Consider the following 17993-nt stretch of genomic DNA (forward strand, 5'->3'; position numbering starts at 1 on the left):
TCAGCCCTTGCGCGCAATGGTGTTGGTACGCTTGATCTTGTTCTGCAGCTGAATCACGCCGTAGATCAGCGCTTCCGCCGTCGGCGGGCAGCCCGGAACATAGATGTCCACCGGCACGATGCGGTCGCAGCCACGCACCACCGAATACGAATAGTGGTAATAGCCGCCGCCATTGGCGCACGAGCCCATCGAGATCACCCAGCGCGGCTCCGCCATCTGGTCGTAGACCTTGCGCAGCGCGGGCGCCATCTTGTTGCACAGCGTGCCAGCCACGATCATCACGTCGGACTGACGCGGCGACGGACGGAAGATCACGCCGAAACGGTCCATGTCGTAACGCGCGGCGCCAGCGTGCATCATTTCCACTGCACAGCAGGCCAGACCGAACGTCATGGGCCACAGGGAACCCGTACGGGTCCAGTTGATCAGCTTGTCAGCAGTAGTCGTGACAAAGCCTTCGTTGAGAACGCCTTCGATTGCCATTTCACATCACTCCCAATCGAGCGCGCCCTTTTTCCAGATGTAGACGAAGCCCACGATGAATTCCAGCAGAAACACGCCCATGGCGATGAATCCTGGCCAACCGATATCCTTGAGGGCTACGCCCCAGGGAAAAAGGAAGGCAGTTTCGAGATCGAACAGGATAAAGAGGATGGCAATGAGGTAGTAGCGCACATCGAATTTCATGCGCGCATCCTCGAACGCTTCGAAGCCGCACTCGTACGGCGACAGCTTCGCTGCGTCAGGCTTGTAGGGACCGAGAATCCGACCAATGGACATCAGCGCCACACCGAGCACGATGCCAAAGAGGATGAAGATGAGGACGGGGAAGTAGGCTTCGAGTGTCAAGGTACGGCCAGCCTTATCTGGAATGTTGTCAACAGCACCAGCTAGCGGCGTCCTGTTGCCCACCCCAGGCGCCATCCCGTCTTAGCTACGGCGCCGCCTTGCGGACTGCCGGTCAGTCATGCTGAGACCCATCTATGACATGGGTGCGACATGACTTCCCGATCAAGTTGTTTGGTGCCGACGGCGAGACTCGAACTCGCACAGCTTTCGCCACTACCCCCTCAAGATAGCGTGTCTACCAATTTCACCACGTCGGCTGGGGGAGAAACAATATTGCCTTGCGCCGGGTTTTTACACCCTACGAAGCTCGACCAAAAGGAGTTTGTCCTTCGGTTTTTGCCCCGCGCTGGGGAATCGTTTCAAGCCTTGCATTCTAACCTATGAATCCTGATTTGTTCAATGCACAACTTCAAATTAAATCAGGAATCCGTGAACACACTGTTCAATTATTGCGCTTTACTTCGGCACTGCCGGGGCTGCGGATGCCGACGACGCGCCAGCCGGCACCGAAGCGGCCGCAGCCGAGGCCGAGGCCGACTGCGATTGCTGCGCCGCACCCATTACTCCCAACGACGCCTGGGGCTTGTAGTTGCCCAGCAACGTCAGGCCCAGCGTGCACGCAAAGAACAGTCCAGCAAGCACGGCCGTGGTGCGAGAGAGAAAATTTGCCGAGCCGGAGGCCCCGAACAAACTGCCCGATGCGCCGGACCCGAAAGCCGCACCCACATCGGCGCCCTTGCCGTGCTGCAGCAGGACGAGGCCAATCACGCCAAGCGCGGACAGTACCTGCACGATGACCAACAAAGTCTTGAAGATTGCCATTTGGTTAAATTCGTTTCGTACTTGCCTGATCAGACAGTCGCATCCGGCATTCAGGCGTTGCCGATAGCGAGGAAATCATCCGCCTTCAGCGAAGCGCCACCAATCAGCCCCCCGTCGATGTCGGACATGGAAAACAGTTCTGCTGCGTTATCGGGCTTGACGCTGCCGCCATACAAGATGGCCATGCGCGACGCCACACCCGCATCCTTGGCCGCCACCTGGGCGCGCAGCGCCGCATGGACCGCCTGCGCCTGAGCGCTCGACGCGGTCTTGCCCGTACCGATCGCCCACACAGGCTCATAGGCAAGAACAATGCGATCAAGCTGCTCGATAGACAGCGCCTCGAGCACCGCGCCAAGCTGACGCGCCACTACAGCCTCGGTTTGCCCCGCTTCGCGTTCGGCCAGCGTCTCGCCTACGCAAACCACCGGAACAATGCCGGCCTCCAAGGCGCGCAGCGCTTTGGCAGCCACTACCGCGTCGGTTTCGCCGTGATAGGTGCGACGCTCGGAATGGCCGACCAGCACGTATGCGCAACCGAACTCAGCCAGCATAGGCGCAGCAACCTCTCCGGTGAAAGCACCACGCACCTCCGCCGAGACATCCTGCGCTCCCCAGGTCACCTGAGATCCGGCGAGCAACGACTGGCATTGGGCAAGATAGGGAAACGGCACGCAAACGGCCAGCTTGGCGTTGGCCGGCGTCGCCTTGATGGCATCCAGCAACGCCGCATTTGCGGCAAGGCTGCCGTGCATTTTCCAGTTGCCGATGACCAGCTTTTGTCTCACAACGGTCCCCTCTGAAATCAAACCCGCTATTGTAGCGTGCAGAGGGCGTGCGCGGCCAGCAACAGCGACCAATTGCAAACGCAGGGGTCGCCGACCGCCACCGGCGACACAACTGACTCGTCCGATTTCGGCGGCCTTACCAGGTCAGCACGATTTTCCCGATGTGCTCGCTGGATTCCATCAGGCGATGCGCGTCGGCGGCCTGCGCGGCAGGAAACACCTTGTGAATCACCGGCTTGATCTTGCCTGCCGCAAGCAGTGGCCACACATGCTGGTGCAGTGCCTGCGCGATGGCGCCCTTGAACGATGACGGACGCGGCCGCAGGGTCGATCCGGTGACCGTGATCCGACGCCGCAGGATATCGCCGAGAGGAATTTCGGCCTTGGCGCCCCCAAGCAGCGCAATGATGACGATGCGGCCATCGTCGGCAACGCACGACAGCTCGCGCGCCAGATAAGAACCGCCCACCATGTCGAGGATCACGTCGACGCCCTTGCCCTCGGTCAGCGCCTTGATCTCGGCAACGAAGTCCTGGGTCTTGTAGTTGATCGCGCGATCCGCGCCGAGATCCTCGCAAGCCTTGCACTTGTCGTCGCTGCCGGCGGTTGCGAATACCTTGAATCCCATCGCCTTTGCGATCTGGATGGCCGTGGTGCCGATGCCACTAGATCCGCCCTGAATCAACAGCGTTTCGGCTGCGCCGCGCGGACCCTTCCCCAGTTGCCCGCGATCGAACACGTTGCTCCACACCGTGAAGAACGTCTCCGGCAACGCTGCGGCCTCGATGTCGGTGAGACCTTCGGGCACCGGCAGACACTGCTCGATCGGCGCGGTACAGAGTTCCGCATAGCCACCGCCCTGCACCAGCGCACAGACGCGATCGCCGGCCTTCAGGCCGAAACGATTTGCCGCATTGGAGAGATCGCCGCCCACCACCACGCCGGCCACTTCCAGCCCAGGCAGATCGGACGCGCCCGGCGGCACCGGATAGTTGCCCGTGCGCTGAAACACATCGGGACGATTGATGCCAGCTGCCGCAACGCGAATCAGAATCTCCCCGGCCTTAGGCTCCGGATCAGGACGCTGGGTCTCTTGAAGGACTTCCGGGCCGCCGTATTCGCGGATCTCGATGGCTTTCATGATCACTCCTTATCAATGTCGTATGTCGCACCACGCGGCGCCTGGCTGCGAAACCGCGGATAGAAGACTGACCGGCAGTGTAAACAAAAAAGCGGCTGGACATCGCCAGCCGCTTTCGTCACGACAACTACCTCAGCTTACTGCTGTTGCTCCGGCGAGGCAGGCGCGGCAGGCGCATCGCCCTGCGGCGCGATCGGGCTGATGCTGCCACCCTCTTCGGCCAGCGCAGCCTTCAGCGACAGACGCAGACGACCCTTCTCGTCGGCCTGGATCAGCTTGACGCGAACTTGCTGGCCTTCCTTCAGCCAGTCCTTGATGTCCTTCACGCGCTCGTTGACAATCTCGGAGATATGCAGCAGGCCGTCCTTGCCCGGCAGGATGTTGACGATGGCGCCAAAGTCCAGCAGCTTGAGCACGGTGCCAGCATAGATCTTGCCCACTTCGGCTTCAGCGGTGATGCCCTCGATGCGGCGCTTGGCTTCGGCCATACCTTCATTCGAGATCGACGCGATCGTGATCGTGCCGTCTTCCTGAATGTCGATGGTCGTGCCCGTTTCCTTGGTGAGCGCCTGGATGGTCGAGCCGCCCTTGCCGATCACTTCACGAATCTTGTCCGGATGGATCTTCATCGTGATCATGCGCGGTGCATGCGCCGACAGTTCGGTGCGTGCATGACCCATCGCGCCTTGCATTGCGCCCAGGATATGCATGCGGCCTTCGCGCGCCTGCGCGAGTGCAACCTGCATGATTTCCTTGGTGATGCCCTGCACCTTGATGTCCATCTGCAGCGCGGTGATACCCGAATCGGTACCGGCCACCTTGAAGTCCATGTCGCCGAGGTGATCCTCGTCGCCGAGGATGTCAGTCAGCACGGCAAACTTGTTGCCTTCCAGGATCAGGCCCATGGCCACGCCAGCAACGTGCGCCTTGACCGGGACGCCGGCGTCCATCAGCGCCAGGCAGCCGCCGCAGACCGAAGCCATCGACGACGAGCCATTCGACTCGGTGATTTCCGACACCAGACGAATCGTGTATGCGAATTCGTCGTCCTTCGGCAGCACCGGAATCAGCGCGCGCTTGGCCAGGCGGCCGTGACCGATTTCACGACGCTTCGGGCTGCCCACGCGACCAGTTTCGCCAGTGGCGAACGGAGGCATGTTGTAGTGGAGCATGAAGCGGTCGCGATATTCGCCGGCCAGTGCGTCGATGATCTGCTCATCGCTCTTGGTGCCCAGCGTGGCGACGACCAGCGCCTGCGTTTCGCCGCGCGTGAAGAGCGCCGAACCGTGAGCGCGCGGCAGCACCGACGAGCGGATCTCGATCGGGCGGACCGTACGCGTGTCGCGACCGTCAATGCGCGGCTCGCCGGCCAGGATCTGGCCACGGACGATCTTTGCCTCGAGGTCGAAGAGGATGTTGCCGACCTCGACCTTGTCGGCTTCCACGCCGGCTTCGACCAGCTTCGCCTGCACGGTCGCGTAGACTTCCTTCAGCTTGGCGCTGCGGGCCGATTTCTGGCGCAGTTGGTAGGTTTCCTGCAGCAGCGGCAGGCCGATTTCACCAACCTTGGCGATCAGCGCTTCATTCTTGGCGGCAGGCGCCCAGTCCCATTCCGGCTTGCCGCCTTCACGGACCAGATCGTGAATCGCGTTGATGGCGATCTGCATCTGCTCGTGACCGTACACCACGGCGCCGAGCATGACCTCTTCCGACAGCTGGTTCGCTTCGGATTCCACCATCAGCACAGCGCGCTCGGTACCGGCAACCACGAGGTCCAGTTCCGACGTCGCGATCTGCGAGCGCGTCGGGTTCAGCAGATACTGGCCGTCCTTGTAGCCGACGCGCGCGGCGCCGACCGGGCCGTTGAACGGAATGCCCGACACAGCCAGCGCAGCCGACGAGGCAATCAGTGCCGGGATATCGGCCGGCACTTCGGGATTGATCGACAGCACGTGCACCACGACCTGCACGTCGTTGTAGAAACCTTCCGGGAAAAGCGGACGCAGCGGGCGATCGATCAGGCGCGAGGTCAGCGTTTCATTTTCCGACGGACGGCCTTCACGCTTGAAGAAACCGCCAGGGATCTTGCCGGCGGCATAGGTCTTTTCGATGTAGTCGACGGTCAACGGGAAGAAGTCCTGGCCAGCCTTGGGGCTCTTGGCCGCAACCACGGTGGCCAGCACCACGGTGTCTTCCACATCGACGATCACGGCGCCAGATGCCTGGCGTGCGATTTCGCCTGTTTCCATGCGGACCGTGTGCTGGCCCCATTGGAATTCCTTCACGATCTTGTTGAACATAGTCATGAGCGTTCCTTGATTGATGCGTGTCCGCCGTAACGGTACGACGGACAACGCCTGCGCTCACAGCGGCAGGCGGACTGCCGGGAATACCCATCCTCAGTCTCAGGGAAGTGCTATGCCATTCCATCGCGCCACCGGCAATGCCGATGTCGTACGCGATGGAATGACACAAAACCCCATTTCCTTGGCCGGCCCGGTGTCAGAAAGAGCGAGGTAACTTACTCCGTCGCACGGCTTGGCGCAACGACGTCCGGACAAAGCACCCGGTAGATTTGTGAAACAAACACCACTTTTAAATCAACTCTGGCAAAAACCAGCCCGCCAGAAAAGCAAAATGCCTGCCTCAGCGATGCTGACGCAGGCATTGCGGCCTCACGAGAAATCGTGCTCGAACAACTCTTGCAGGATTCGTGCTGCCATCCGCAGAGCCTTACTTGCGCAGGCCCAGGGCTTCGATCAGGGCGCGGTAACGGTCGGCATCGCTGGCCTTGAGGTAGTCCAGCAGACGACGACGACGGCTCACCATGCGCAGCAGACCGCGGCGGCTGTGGTGATCCTTCATGTTGGCCTTGAAGTGGGGGGTCAGTTCGTTGATGCGGGTGGTCAGCAGAGCGACCTGAACTTCAGGGCTGCCCGTGTCGTTGGCGCCGCGGGCGAACTTCTGGATGATTTCAGACTTGTTGATATCGGCAACTGCCATGATGATTTCCTTTCACTTGCGAACGCTGCAGCGCGGGATGCGCCACCGGCGTCGTGCTTTGACTATCGTCAGCCAGCACGAGGCGTGCGGACGACAGCCGCGCATTATATCCGAATCCAGAGGACTGTGACACGCCTCGGAGCCCTGGCCTCAATTTCGGGGCGGGCGCTCCATGCGGCACGTGGTGGGCAGTGTCGTTTGCGCCGCCTTCAGGCGCTTGACCGTCCGGAAGCCGTATCCGGAGCCTTCGTTATCGAATCGGACGTCCCCGCCCTGCCGGGCCATCGCCGACACGTAGAGCGGCTGTAAAACCTGATGATCGTCGGCGCGCACCGTGGCCTCGTGGAATCCGTTCGTGAAGCGCATGTTCTCGAGCGCATACGCCACGGCCACCACATCGGCGGAGCCGGCCTGTTCGATGGCACGGGCCAGCATTTCCACCATCATCTGCATGCGCAGGTGCACGTAGTCGTCGCGCGGGTCGGGATACCGTTTCTGGAAAGCCTGATAGAACGCGTCCGACGCAGCCCCGCCCACGTTCGGATGCCACTCGGCCACCGCCAGCACTCGGCCGACACCGGCGTCGCCCATCGCCGCCGGCGCACCAAGCCCGTTGCCATAGAAGGTGTAGAAGCGCGCGTTCAGCCCGCCTTCGCGCGCGGCCTTGACCATCAGCGTCAGGTCGTTGCCCCAGTTTCCGGTGATCACGGCATCGGCGCCGCTGGCCTTGATCTTGGCAATGTACGGGGCGAAATCCTTGATCTTTCCGATCGGGTGGAATTCGTCGCCCACGATCTGGATGTCTGGGCGCTTTGCCGCCAGCATTTCTCGCGCCGACCGCGAAACCTGATGCCCGAAGCTGTAATCCTGATCGATCAGGTAGATCTTGCGCACGCCGCGCTCGCTGCGAATCGCCTCGGTCAGCGCCTGCATGCGCATGTCCGAACTGGCATCGAAGCGAAAATGCCAGAAGCTGCAATTCTCGTTGGTCAGCGCCGGATCGACAGCGGAGTAGTTCAGGAACAGCACGCGTGCGTCCGGTTGGCGCTGGTTCTGCCGGTTGATGGCGGCGACCAGCGCGCTGGCCACAGCGGAACTGTTGCCCTGAAGGACAAACGAGATGCGCTTGTCCACGACGCTGCGAAACTGGATCAGGCTCTCGTCGACGTTGCCCTTGCTGTCAAAGGTCACGAGTTCGAACGGGTGGGTGCCGTCCGGCAGCCGCACCCCGCCATGCGCGTTGATGCGTTCGACGGCAATGCGCAGGTTGCGGACAACGGCTTCTCCGGCATTGGCAAACGGCCCGGAAAGCCCGTCGATCATGGCGAGCCGGATCGGCACACCGCCTGGCGCCTGCGCGAACGCCGACGCCGCGACGAAAGCCAGCGCCGCCAACAGCCATTTTCGCAGCCCGCGTTTCGGGATTTCCGCCATTACCACTCCTGTTGCCACGCAAAACCGGGGATGGTAAGGCAGTTGCCGCATCGCCCGCAATCACTGCCAACTCGCCGGAATCGCTATTACACCAACCGCGTCGCGAACGGGAAATGAGACGAATCCGAAAATCGGCGCTGCCGTTCACACGGAGCGAGGTGCGCGGCTACACTCTTGGCTATCGCAGGATCTGCTTGGAAAAAGGCTCACGAACATGACCCACCCCACTCGGCGCGCGCGTCGCTGGACTGCCGCCACTGCGCTGGCCGGCGCCATGCTTGCAGGTTGCAGCGCGCTCGGCCCCGCGCTCTTGCCGGTCGACACGGGCATGAAGCTCGTTGGGCAACCCCAGAGCGCCGTCGCCGCAACGTTCGGCCAACCTACGGATGTCTACAAGCTCGACGACGGCACCACGCGCTGGTTCTACTCGAAACAACCGCTAGGCGAATACTCGTACGCGGCCGATTTCGATCGCGACGGCAAGCTGACGAACTTCCGCCAGATGTTGACCACGGCCGAGCTATACAAGGCCCAGATCAACGTGTGGACCAAGAAGGATGTGCTGGAACATTTCGGTGCACCGCGCGAACCCATCGAATATTACTCGCGCCTGAAGCGGGAAGCGTGGAGCTATCGCTTCCTGCATGAAGATCAGTGGTATTCGATGTTCAACTTCATGTTCGACGATGCCGGCGTGTTGCGTCAGACGCTCGTCACGCCGGACCCGTTACGCGATCGCCCGGACCCGCGCTGACGCGGGCTGAACCGGCACGGTGCCATCGCAGGATTCGCGCAAACGGACAAACCGCCCAGCCCTGCGGGATGCGCAACGGGATGGGCGGTCCATGACGGTCGGAGCCTCGTGAGCTCCGCCATCGCATCGCAGGGATCGGGATCAGATCTGCGGGTTGATCTTCTGCACGGCCTTGTCGTGCAGCTTGTTTAGTGCGGCGAGGTAAGCCTTGGCCGAGGCGGCCACGATATCGGGATCGGTGCCCACGCCATTGACGATGCGGCCAGCCTTCGACAGACGCACGGTCACCTCACCCTGCGCCTGAGTGCCTGCTGTAATGGCATTGACCGAATACAGCACCAATTCGGCGCCACTGCTTACGCGGCCCTCGATCGCATGCAGTGTTGCATCGACCGGGCCATTGCCTTCGGCTTCGCCCGTTTGCTCGATGCCATCGACATTGAACACGATGCGCGCATGCGGGCGCTCACCAGTTTCGGAGCGCTGCGAGAGCGAAACAAAACGATAGTGTTCGTTGGCGTTTTCCTGCTCCTCGTCGGAGACGATCGCCATGATGTCTTCGTCGAAGATTTCCGCCTTCTGGTCCGCCAATTCCTTGAAACGTGCGAATGCGGCGTTGATTTCCGCTTCGCTTTCGAGCTCGATGCCAAGCTCCTGCAGCCGTTGCTTGAAAGCATTGCGACCAGAAAGCTTGCCCAGCACGATCTTGTTGGCCGACCAGCCTACATCCTCGGCGCGCATGATTTCGTAGGTGTCGCGCGCCTTGAGCACGCCATCCTGGTGGATGCCCGAAGCATGCGCAAAAGCGTTCGCGCCTACCACCGCCTTGTTCGGCTGCACCACGAAGCCGGTGATCTGCGATACCAGCTTCGAAGCCGGGACGATTTGCGTGGTATCGATGCCAACGTCCATGTCGAAGTAGTCGCGACGCGTTTTCACGGCCATGACAACTTCTTCCAGGCTCGTATTGCCAGCACGCTCGCCCAGGCCGTTGATCGTGCATTCGATCTGACGGGCGCCGCCAAGCTTCACCGCGGCGAGCGAATTCGCCACAGCCATGCCGAGATCGTTATGGCAGTGCACGGACCACACGGCCTTGTCGGAATTGGGAATGCGTTCGCGCACCGAGCGAATCAGTGCCGCATAGCCTTCCGGCACGGCATAGCCCACGGTATCGGGGAGATTGATGGTGGTCGCGCCTTCAGCGATCACACCTTCGAGCACCCGGCAAAGGAAGTCCATGTCCGAGCGGCTGCCGTCCTCAGGCGAAAACTCGATGTCGTCAGTGAACTGGCGCGCGAAACGCACGGCGAGACGCGCCTGCTCGTACACCTGATCCGGCGTCATGCGGAGCTTTTTCTCCATGTGCAACGCCGACGTCGCGATAAACGTGTGGATGCGGAACGAGTTGGCGGGCTTCAGCGCCTCGGCGGCGCGGGCAATATCCTTGTCGTTGGCGCGAGCCAGCGAGCAGATCGTGGAGTCTTTCACCACCTGGGCGATCGAGCGGATCGCCTCGAAATCGCCGTTGGAGCTTGCCGCAAAGCCGGCTTCGATCACATCGACCTTCAGGCGCTCCAGTTGACGCGCAATGCGGATCTTTTCCTCGCGGGTCATGGAGGCGCCCGGCGATTGTTCGCCGTCACGCAAGGTGGTATCGAAAATGATCAGTTTGTCAGACATTTGTGAAGCTCCTGGGCTGTGCCTTTATGCTTGTGTACCGCGCTGTCCCGCCGCGGGGCATTCGATTCAGAATGCAAAACGCCCCGGCGTGCATGGATGCAGGCCGGGGCGTTGAAAAATCCTGGTGATTTCCGCGCTAGGGCGTTATGGCATTCCCTCAGCGCGCGCGCGTCCCGACCTGATGGCCTAGTAGGCCACCTAGGGTGGTGCGGGCGAGTAGGGTCTGGCGCGAAATCATGTCGGCGACTATAGCCGGTTTGCGGCAAGCGTGCAACCGACTTGTTTTGGAATCCAGTGGGCGCATTATTTTGGCGGGATCCGCAATTTCTGGCCGGGATAGATCTTGTCGGGGTGAGTCAGCATTGGCTTGTTGGCCTCGAAAATCTTGTTGTATTCGGCGCCATTGCCGTATGCGACCTGGGCGATCGCCCAGAGCGTATCGCCCTTCACCACCGTGTGCCATTGCGATTCTGCCGTCTCGACATTGACGGACATCTTGTCTTCCACCGACTCGACGCCTTCGACGTTGCCGCAACACAGGATGATCTTCTCCCGCGTCGCCTGATCGGGCGCCACACCAAACACGGTTACCTTGCCTTGCGCCCCGTCCACGGTCACCGTCAAGCCCGTTGCGGTCAATCCCATCTTTGCAATATAGGCCTCGATAGCGTAGCCGGCGGCGCGGTTCGCAGCCTCGCTTTTGTCATTGGCGGTCGGCTCGGCCACGGCCGCATCCTGCGCCGCCTTGGCTTCGCCCTTGCCGAACAGCTTCTCTCCCGCTTCCTTGATGAAGTCGAACATGCCCATGACATTCTCCTTAGGGTGGGTAACACGACAAAAACAAAGGGCGCCACACGGCGCCCCTTTCTCGACAAATCAATTTCCGCTACCTGAACCGTTCCCGGCGCCGCCCGAGCGAGGCTTGCTGACGCCGCCCGGCTGACCGTGAATCGCACGCCAGCCCCACAACACGTACCCGGAAATCGCGTAGGCCACGAACAGGCCGAACAATGCCACCGGCGGGTCGGAAGACACGACGACGAACAGCACGAGCACCAGCACCATCATGCCGAATGGCACGCGGTATCGCACATCGAGCGCCTTGCCGCTATAGAACGGCGCGTTCGACACCATCGAAAGGCCGGCATAGAGCGTGATCGCGAACGCCACCCAGGGCATCCACAATTCCTTTACCGGCAGCTTGTTGTCGATGGCCAGCCATACAAAGCCAGCCACCAGCGCCGCCGCAGCGGGGCTCGGCAAACCCTGGAAAAAGCGCTTGTCGACCACTCCGATGTTGGCGTTGAAGCGCGCCAGGCGCAACGCGGCGCAGGTGCAGTAGACAAAGGCGGCAATCCAGCCCCATTTGCCAAGGTCATGGAGAATCCATTCATACATCACCAGGGCGGGCGCAACGCCGAACGACGTCATGTCGGACAGCGAATCGTACTGCTCCCCAAACGCGCTCTGCGTGTTGGTGATGCGCGCCACTCGGCCATCCATGCCGTCCAGCACCATCGCGGCGAAAATGGCGATTGCCGCCACGTCGAACCGCATGTTCATCGCCTGCACGATCGCGAAGAAACCGGCGAAAAGCGCGGCCGTTGTGAATGCATTAGGAAGCAGGTAAATGCCCCGGCGGCGCGGGCGCACATACTCGATGTCATGCTCGTCCGCGTCGTACGCGGGATCATTGCGCAGCTGATTGTGGCGAAACGGACGCAGATGCGTCACGTTGCCGTTGCTGACCCGCTTGTTGCGTCGATTGAAGGCACCCATGCCGGTCTCCTGTCGCTATCCGATCCAGGGCCGCTCAGGCCTGGACGTCAAGCTCGGCGAGCACTGTCGACGATGCCGACACTTTTTCGCCAATCGTCACACGCGGACGTGCATCCACGGGCAAATACACATCCACGCGCGAACCAAAACGGATGAAACCATAGCGTTGACCGCGCGATAGCGTGTCGCCCACCTTGGTGTAGCACAGGATGCGGCGGGCCACCAGGCCAGCCACCTGCACTAGCGTCACCAGTTGACCGTCCGCGGCGCGGCGGATCACCACGGCGTTGCGCTCGTTTTCGAGCGACGCCTTGTCCAGATCCGCATTGACGAACTTGCCCGGAAAATACTCGAGCTTTTCGACCTTGCCATCGAGCGACGCGCGATTTGAATGCACGTTGAAGACATTCATGAATACGCTGATTTTCAGCGCTTCACGCCCGGCATAGGGATCCTGGGTCTTCTCGACAACGACGATGCGGCCGTCGGCGGGAGCCAGAATCGCATTCGGCGCCGACGGAATCGGCCGGGGCGGATCGCGGAAGAATTGCAGCACGAAAATCGTGATAATCCACAGCGGCAACGCCCACCAGAAACCCGCGCTCGCATGGACGAGCAACGAGATGATGAATGCGCCGGCCAGGAACGGCCAGCCTTCACGGGCGATCAGCGGATGAGGATAGTTCATGCAAGCGTTGTTCTGTTGTTCGCGTAAATTCGACAATCCGGGTGTGCACAACCGCGCGCACATCAAATAAAGGGCCGTCGAGGCGCAATATAGGAAAAATCAGGCCTGCGCCTGAAAAAGTCCGACAAGGATAACAAAAAGCCGCCCAATCTCCGCCGAAATGTCTCCTCAAACGCAGGAGACCGGGGGGCGGACTGGGCGGCTGCGGCGGGTTGGCGCGGCGCCTCGCCAGAGGCAAGGGGCCGCGCGCGGCCCGTAGTGCTTAGTTCTTCGACTGGTCGACCAGCTTGTTCTTGGCGATCCACGGCATCATCGCGCGCAGCTTCGCACCCACTTCCTCGATCTGATGCTCGGCCGTCAGGCGACGGCGGGAAATCAGCGTCGGCGCGCCTGCCTTGTTTTCCAGCAGGAAGCTCTTGGCGTATTCACCGGTCTGGATGTCCGTCAGGCACTGCTTCATGGCCTTCTTGGTCTCTTCGGTCACAACGCGCGGACCGGTGACGTATTCACCATACTCGGCGTTGTTCGAGATCGAGTAGTTCATGTTGGCGATGCCGCCTTCGTAGATCAGGTCGACGATCAGCTTGAGCTCGTGCAGGCACTCGAAATAGGCCATTTCCGGCGCATAGCCGGCTTCCACCAGCGTCTCGAAACCAGCCTTGATCAGTTCCACGGTACCGCCGCACAGCACGGCCTGCTCGCCGAACAGGTCGGTTTCGGTTTCTTCGCGGAAGTTGGTTTCGATGATGCCGGCGCGGCCGCCGCCGTTGGCGGTGGCGTACGACAGTGCGATGTCACGCGCAGCGCCCGACTTGTTCTGGTGCACGGCGATCAGGTGAGGCACGCCGCCGCCTTGCGAGTACGTCGAGCGCACCGTGTGGCCCGGGGCCTTCGGGGCGATCATGATCACGTCCAGATCGGCACGCGGAATCACGGCGCCGTAGTGCACGTTGAAGCCGTGTGCGAAGGCCAGCGCTGCGCCTTCCTTGATGTTGTCGTGCACTTCGTTCTTGTACACGTCGGCGATCTGCTCGTCCGGCAACAGAATCATGACGACATCCGCGCCCTTGACCGCTTCGGCCACTTCCTTGACCTGCAGGCCGGCGTTCGCGGCCTTGTTCCACGACGCGCCGCTCTTGCGCAGACCGACCGTCACGTTCACGCCCGAATCCTTCAGGTTCAGCGCGTGGGCGTGGCCTTGCGAGCCATAGCCGATGATGGTGACGTTCTTGCCCTTGATGAGGGAGAGGTCGGCGTCCTTGTCGTAAAACACTTTCATGATAGTTCCTTCAATTTCTCAAATCTTCGTATAGGGGTGGCGGCAGGACGTTCAAGCCTGATGGCTCGGGGGCGTCATGCCGCATCGGGATACTGCGTGTCGGCTTGTGGCCGTGCTGCCGGGGGCGCCCGTCAGACCTTCAGGATGCGTTCGCCGCGGCCGATACCGGATCCGCCCGTTCGGACGGTTTCCAGGATCGCGGTGCGGTCGATGGCATCGAGGAACGCATCCAGCTTGCCGCCGTTGCCGGTCAGCTCGATGGTGTACGTCTTTTCGGTCACGTCGATGATGCGGCCACGGAAGATGTCTGCGGTGCGCTTCATTTCCTCGCGCTCCTTGCCGACGGCGCGCACCTTGACGAGCATCAGCTCGCGCTCGATGTGTGCGCCTTCGGTCAGATCGACCACCTTGACCACTTCCACCAGACGGTTCAGATGCTTGGTGATCTGTTCGATCACGTCATCCGAGCCGGTCGTGACGATGGTCATCCGCGACAGCGACGCGTCTTCGGTGGGAGCCACCGTCAGCGTTTCGATGTTGTAGCCACGCGCCGAAAACAGTCCCACCACGCGCGAGAGCGCGCCGGGTTCGTTTTCCAGCAGGACCGAGATGATGTGTCGCATTTACAGGTCCTCCGCGCCGAGCAGCATTTCGGAGATACCCTTGCCGGCCTGAACCATCGGCCACACGTTTTCCGTGGGGTCGGTCTGGAAGTCCAGGAACACGGTGCGGTCCTTGAGTCGGAAGGCTTCGCGCAGCGCAGGCTCGACATCGGAAGTCTTTTCGATGCGCATGCCCACGTGGCCATACGCTTCGGCCAGTTTGACGAAGTCAGGCAGCGCGGTCATGTAGGAATGCGAGTAACGGTTGTCGTACTCGATTTCCTGCCACTGACGCACCATCCCGAGGTAGCCGTTGTTGAGCGAACAGATCTTGACCGGCGTATCGTACTGCAGGCAGGTAGACAATTCCTGAATGCACATCTGGATCGAGCCTTCACCGGTAATGGTGACGACTTCCTTGTCCGGGAATGCCTTCTTGATGCCCATTGCGTACGGCAGACCAACGCCCATCGTGCCCAGGCCGCCGGAGTTGATCCAGCGACGCGGCTCGTTGAACTTGTAGAACTGCGCGGCCCACATCTGGTGCTGACCAACGTCGGAGCAGATGAAGGCATCGCCCTTGGTCAGTTCCCAGATCTTTTCGACCACGTACTGCGGCTTGATGATTTCGGAGTTGCGGTCGTACTTCAGGCAATCCACCGAACGCCATTGCTCGATCTGGTCCCACCACTTGGCCAACGCCTCGCGCTTGGGCTTGACGTCGCTGGCTTTGATCTGGGCGATCAGTTCCTGCAACACGTCCTTGACATTGCCGACGATGGGAATATCCACCTTGACGCGCTTCGAGATCGACGACGGGTCGATGTCGATGTGGATGATCTTGCGCGCCTGCGACGTGAAATGCGCGGGGTTGCCGATCACGCGGTCGTCGAAACGTGCACCGATGGCGATCAGCACGTCGCAGTTCTGCATGGCCATATTGGCTTCATACGTGCCGTGCATGCCGAGCATGCCCAGGAACTGCTTGTGCGTACCCGGGAATGCACCCAGGCCCATCAGCGTATTGGTGACGGGATGCCCGGTCAGTGCGGCAAGTTCGCGCAGCTCGTCGCTCGCGTTGGCCAGCACCACGCCGCCGCCGGTGTAGATATACGGACGCTCCGCAGCCTGCAGCAGTGCCACGGCCTTGCGGATCTGGCCCGAGTGACCCTTGTTCACCGGGCTGTACGAACGCATGTCGACGGTTTTCGGGTACTCGAACTTGCAGGCGTTGCGCGACACGTCCTTCGGGATGTCCACCACCACGGGGCCGGGGCGGCCGGTCGCGGCAATGAAGAACGCCTTCTTGATCGTCGCGGCCAGGTCGCGCACGTCCTTCACGAGGAAGTTGTGCTTGACGATCGGACGCGTGATGCCGACGGTGTCGCATTCCTGGAATGCATCCTGGCCAATGGCGTGGGTCGGCACATTGCCGGTGATCACCACCATCGGAATCGAATCCAGATAGGCCGTGGCAATGCCGGTGACGGCATTGGTCACACCCGGACCGGAAGTCACCAGGGCGACGCCCACCTTGCCAGTCGCGCGTGCATAGCCGTCAGCGGCATGCACGGCGGCCTGCTCGTGGCGCACCAGGATGTGTTCGAATTTCTTTTGCTTGTGGAGCTCGTCGTAGATATAAAGCACTGCGCCGCCGGGATAACCCCAGACGTATTCGACGCCTTCTTCGGCAAGTGCGTTGACGAGGATTTCCGCTCCGATCATTTCGCGAGCGGAGGATGAATTGCTGTCTGCGTGGGAGAATTCCGCGCTGGGCATGTTCATTTCAGTCCTTTGCAATTTTCGGCAAAAAATTGTTTGGATGCTCTCTGCCGGGCTTGTGGCTCGGGTTCAAGCGGTGCGCGTCTGCATGAGAAGACCGCCTCATAAGCGGTCCGATGAGACAACCACTGATGTCGTGAACCGACGATGATACTGCAACGCACCAGCGCGGTAAATGAACTTTTTGCTTTGGCGCCCCACCGCGGCGCGCTGACACGACACATTTGCCGTTCCGGCTCTTCGCCCCATGTCTGCAATTGAATACAGCAGTGGCCCAAGTCACCTATTTTTTGCTAGCATCGCAGACACTTCCCGAACGCCGCAGGCCTTACGCGGCACATTCGGCCCGGCTTTGCGCCCAACCGCTGTTTCTGCCTGCATGGCCACCGACAAGGAACTCTCCGACTTTCTCGCCAGTGTCGAGCGCCGCGCCTTCAAACAGGCGGTTTTCGCCGTTCGTGACGACGAGGCCGCACTCGACATCGTGCAGGACGCCATGATCAAGCTGGCGGAAAAGTACGGCGACAAGAGCGCCGCCGAGTTGCCGCCGCTGTTCCAGCGCATTCTGCAGAACACGATCCACGACTGGTTCCGACGCCAGAAGGTCCGCAACACCTGGGTCACGCTGTTTTCGAACCTGCGCGACGAACGCGACGGCGACGACAATGACCTGCTCGACACGCTGGAGGCGCAGGCCGGGTCGCAATCGGCCGAAAGCAGCGCCGACAAGGTCGAGCGGTCCCAGGTGATGAACATCATCGAGCAGGAAATTCAACGTCTGCCGACACGTCAACGCGAGGCTTTCCTGATGCGTTACTGGGAGGATATGGACGTGGCCGAAACCGCAGCGGTGATGGGTTGCTCGGAAGGCAGCGTCAAGACGCACTGTTCCCGTGCAACGCACACTCTGGCACAGGCCTTGCGCGCGCGGGGAGTCCGACTATGAGCAGAAACGAACGAGATATCCAGGAACGGCGCATCGCCCACGAGATCCGCTTGGCACTTGATGCCTCGGCGGAGGCGGTGCCGCAAGACATTGCCGCGCGCCTGGCGGCGGCGCGGCGCATGGCCTTGGCCGCCAAGAAGGCCGAGGCGCGCGCGCACGTGCCGCAGCTCGCGCTGCCGGGCGTCTCGCACAGCCTGTCCTTCGACGACGACGACGACGATTCGCCGCTGCACCGGGCCGGTGCATGGATGCGCAAGCTGGCGCTGGTGTGGACGCTGGTGGCGCTGGGCGCCGGCCTGCTGGGCATCTACCACTGGCAGCAGCAGCAGCGCGTCGAGGAACTGGCCGACGTCGATGCGGCGATGCTGCTCGACGATCTGCCGCCGACTGCCTACGCCGATCAGGGCTTCCACGTTTTCCTGAAACGCGATCGCGATCAATAA

The 17993-nt window shown here is 61.4% G+C and carries 18 protein-coding genes and 1 tRNA gene; 3 read left to right on the plus strand and 16 right to left on the minus strand.

Going from position 1 to position 17993, the window contains the following annotated elements; genetic code table 11:
- From F7R19_RS03025 to F7R19_RS03065, 9 genes are all read right to left on the minus strand, one after another.
- Complete coding sequence (locus F7R19_RS03025; protein WP_008643342.1) at positions 1-483, minus strand: NuoB/complex I 20 kDa subunit family protein; 483 nt, start codon at positions 481-483, stop codon at positions 1-3.
- Positions 484-489: 6 nt separating this feature from the next.
- On the minus strand, positions 490-849 hold the full coding sequence (locus tag F7R19_RS03030; protein ID WP_061957810.1) for an NADH-quinone oxidoreductase subunit A: 360 nt from the start codon (positions 847-849) through the stop codon (positions 490-492).
- A 172-nt stretch (positions 850-1021) separates the two neighbouring features.
- Positions 1022-1106: transfer RNA gene (locus F7R19_RS03035), tRNA-Leu, on the minus strand.
- Positions 1107-1305: 199 nt separating this feature from the next.
- Positions 1306-1671, minus strand: coding sequence for a preprotein translocase subunit SecG (gene secG, locus F7R19_RS03040; RefSeq protein ID WP_150979333.1), 366 nt, complete (start codon positions 1669-1671; stop codon positions 1306-1308).
- 50 nt (positions 1672-1721) lie between these two features.
- Complete coding sequence (gene tpiA / locus F7R19_RS03045; protein WP_084004055.1) at positions 1722-2459, minus strand: triose-phosphate isomerase; 738 nt, start codon at positions 2457-2459, stop codon at positions 1722-1724.
- Between the two features lie 136 nt (positions 2460-2595).
- Positions 2596-3600: an NAD(P)H-quinone oxidoreductase gene (locus tag F7R19_RS03050; RefSeq protein WP_061957808.1), complete on the minus strand. Its 1005-nt coding sequence runs from the start codon at positions 3598-3600 to the stop codon at positions 2596-2598.
- 137 nt (positions 3601-3737) lie between these two features.
- Positions 3738-5906 (minus strand): polyribonucleotide nucleotidyltransferase, encoded by a 2169-nt coding sequence (gene pnp / locus F7R19_RS03055; protein WP_061957807.1) that lies wholly within the window; start codon positions 5904-5906, stop codon positions 3738-3740.
- Between the two features lie 427 nt (positions 5907-6333).
- Positions 6334-6603: a 30S ribosomal protein S15 gene (gene rpsO, locus F7R19_RS03060; RefSeq protein WP_061957806.1), complete on the minus strand. Its 270-nt coding sequence runs from the start codon at positions 6601-6603 to the stop codon at positions 6334-6336.
- 150 nt (positions 6604-6753) lie between these two features.
- The gene (locus tag F7R19_RS03065; RefSeq protein WP_211922705.1) at positions 6754-8037 is read right to left on the minus strand and encodes a branched-chain amino acid ABC transporter substrate-binding protein; all 1284 of its coding nucleotides are present in this window, start codon (positions 8035-8037) and stop codon (positions 6754-6756) included.
- Positions 8038-8251: 214 nt separating this feature from the next.
- Here F7R19_RS03065 and F7R19_RS03070 point away from each other — a divergent pair, with 214 nt between their 5' ends.
- Positions 8252-8791 (plus strand): hypothetical protein, encoded by a 540-nt coding sequence (locus tag F7R19_RS03070; protein ID WP_150979334.1) that lies wholly within the window; start codon positions 8252-8254, stop codon positions 8789-8791.
- Positions 8792-8932: 141 nt separating this feature from the next.
- On the opposite strand, the gene F7R19_RS03075 is transcribed toward F7R19_RS03070, so the two are convergent.
- The 7 genes from F7R19_RS03075 to F7R19_RS03105 form a co-directional block, all read right to left on the minus strand.
- Positions 8933-10474, minus strand: a complete 1542-nt coding sequence (locus F7R19_RS03075) for a 2-isopropylmalate synthase (protein ID WP_061957804.1) — start codon at positions 10472-10474, stop codon at positions 8933-8935.
- Positions 10475-10777: 303 nt separating this feature from the next.
- Positions 10778-11281, minus strand: coding sequence for a peptidoglycan-binding protein LysM (lysM, locus tag F7R19_RS03080; protein ID WP_150979335.1), 504 nt, complete (start codon positions 11279-11281; stop codon positions 10778-10780).
- 69 nt (positions 11282-11350) lie between these two features.
- On the minus strand, positions 11351-12253 hold the full coding sequence (gene pssA / locus F7R19_RS03085) for a CDP-diacylglycerol--serine O-phosphatidyltransferase (RefSeq protein WP_061957802.1): 903 nt from the start codon (positions 12251-12253) through the stop codon (positions 11351-11353).
- A gap of 34 nt (positions 12254-12287) precedes the next feature.
- Positions 12288-12941 (minus strand): phosphatidylserine decarboxylase, encoded by a 654-nt coding sequence (locus F7R19_RS03090; protein ID WP_061957801.1) that lies wholly within the window; start codon positions 12939-12941, stop codon positions 12288-12290.
- 262 nt (positions 12942-13203) lie between these two features.
- Complete coding sequence (ilvC, locus tag F7R19_RS03095) at positions 13204-14220, minus strand: ketol-acid reductoisomerase (RefSeq protein ID WP_042884644.1); 1017 nt, start codon at positions 14218-14220, stop codon at positions 13204-13206.
- 131 nt (positions 14221-14351) lie between these two features.
- Complete coding sequence (gene ilvN, locus F7R19_RS03100) at positions 14352-14843, minus strand: acetolactate synthase small subunit (protein WP_008643328.1); 492 nt, start codon at positions 14841-14843, stop codon at positions 14352-14354.
- On the minus strand, positions 14844-16607 hold the full coding sequence (locus F7R19_RS03105; RefSeq protein ID WP_150979336.1) for an acetolactate synthase 3 catalytic subunit: 1764 nt from the start codon (positions 16605-16607) through the stop codon (positions 14844-14846).
- A 376-nt stretch (positions 16608-16983) separates the two neighbouring features.
- On the opposite strand from F7R19_RS03105, the gene F7R19_RS03110 reads away from it, so the two are divergent.
- Together F7R19_RS03110 and F7R19_RS03115 are read left to right on the plus strand one after the other, a co-directional pair.
- Positions 16984-17550 carry an RNA polymerase sigma factor gene (locus F7R19_RS03110; RefSeq protein ID WP_061957799.1) on the plus strand — a complete coding sequence of 189 codons (567 nt, stop codon included), beginning with the start codon at positions 16984-16986 and terminating at the stop codon, positions 17548-17550.
- Positions 17547-17993 (plus strand): DUF3619 family protein, encoded by a 447-nt coding sequence (locus F7R19_RS03115; RefSeq protein WP_150979337.1) that lies wholly within the window; start codon positions 17547-17549, stop codon positions 17991-17993. The genes F7R19_RS03110 and F7R19_RS03115 overlap by 4 nt, the downstream gene beginning before the upstream one ends.

Origin of the sequence: Cupriavidus pauculus (assembly GCF_008801835.1) — a bacterium.
Taxonomy (GTDB): Bacteria; Pseudomonadota; Gammaproteobacteria; order Burkholderiales; family Burkholderiaceae; genus Cupriavidus; species Cupriavidus pauculus.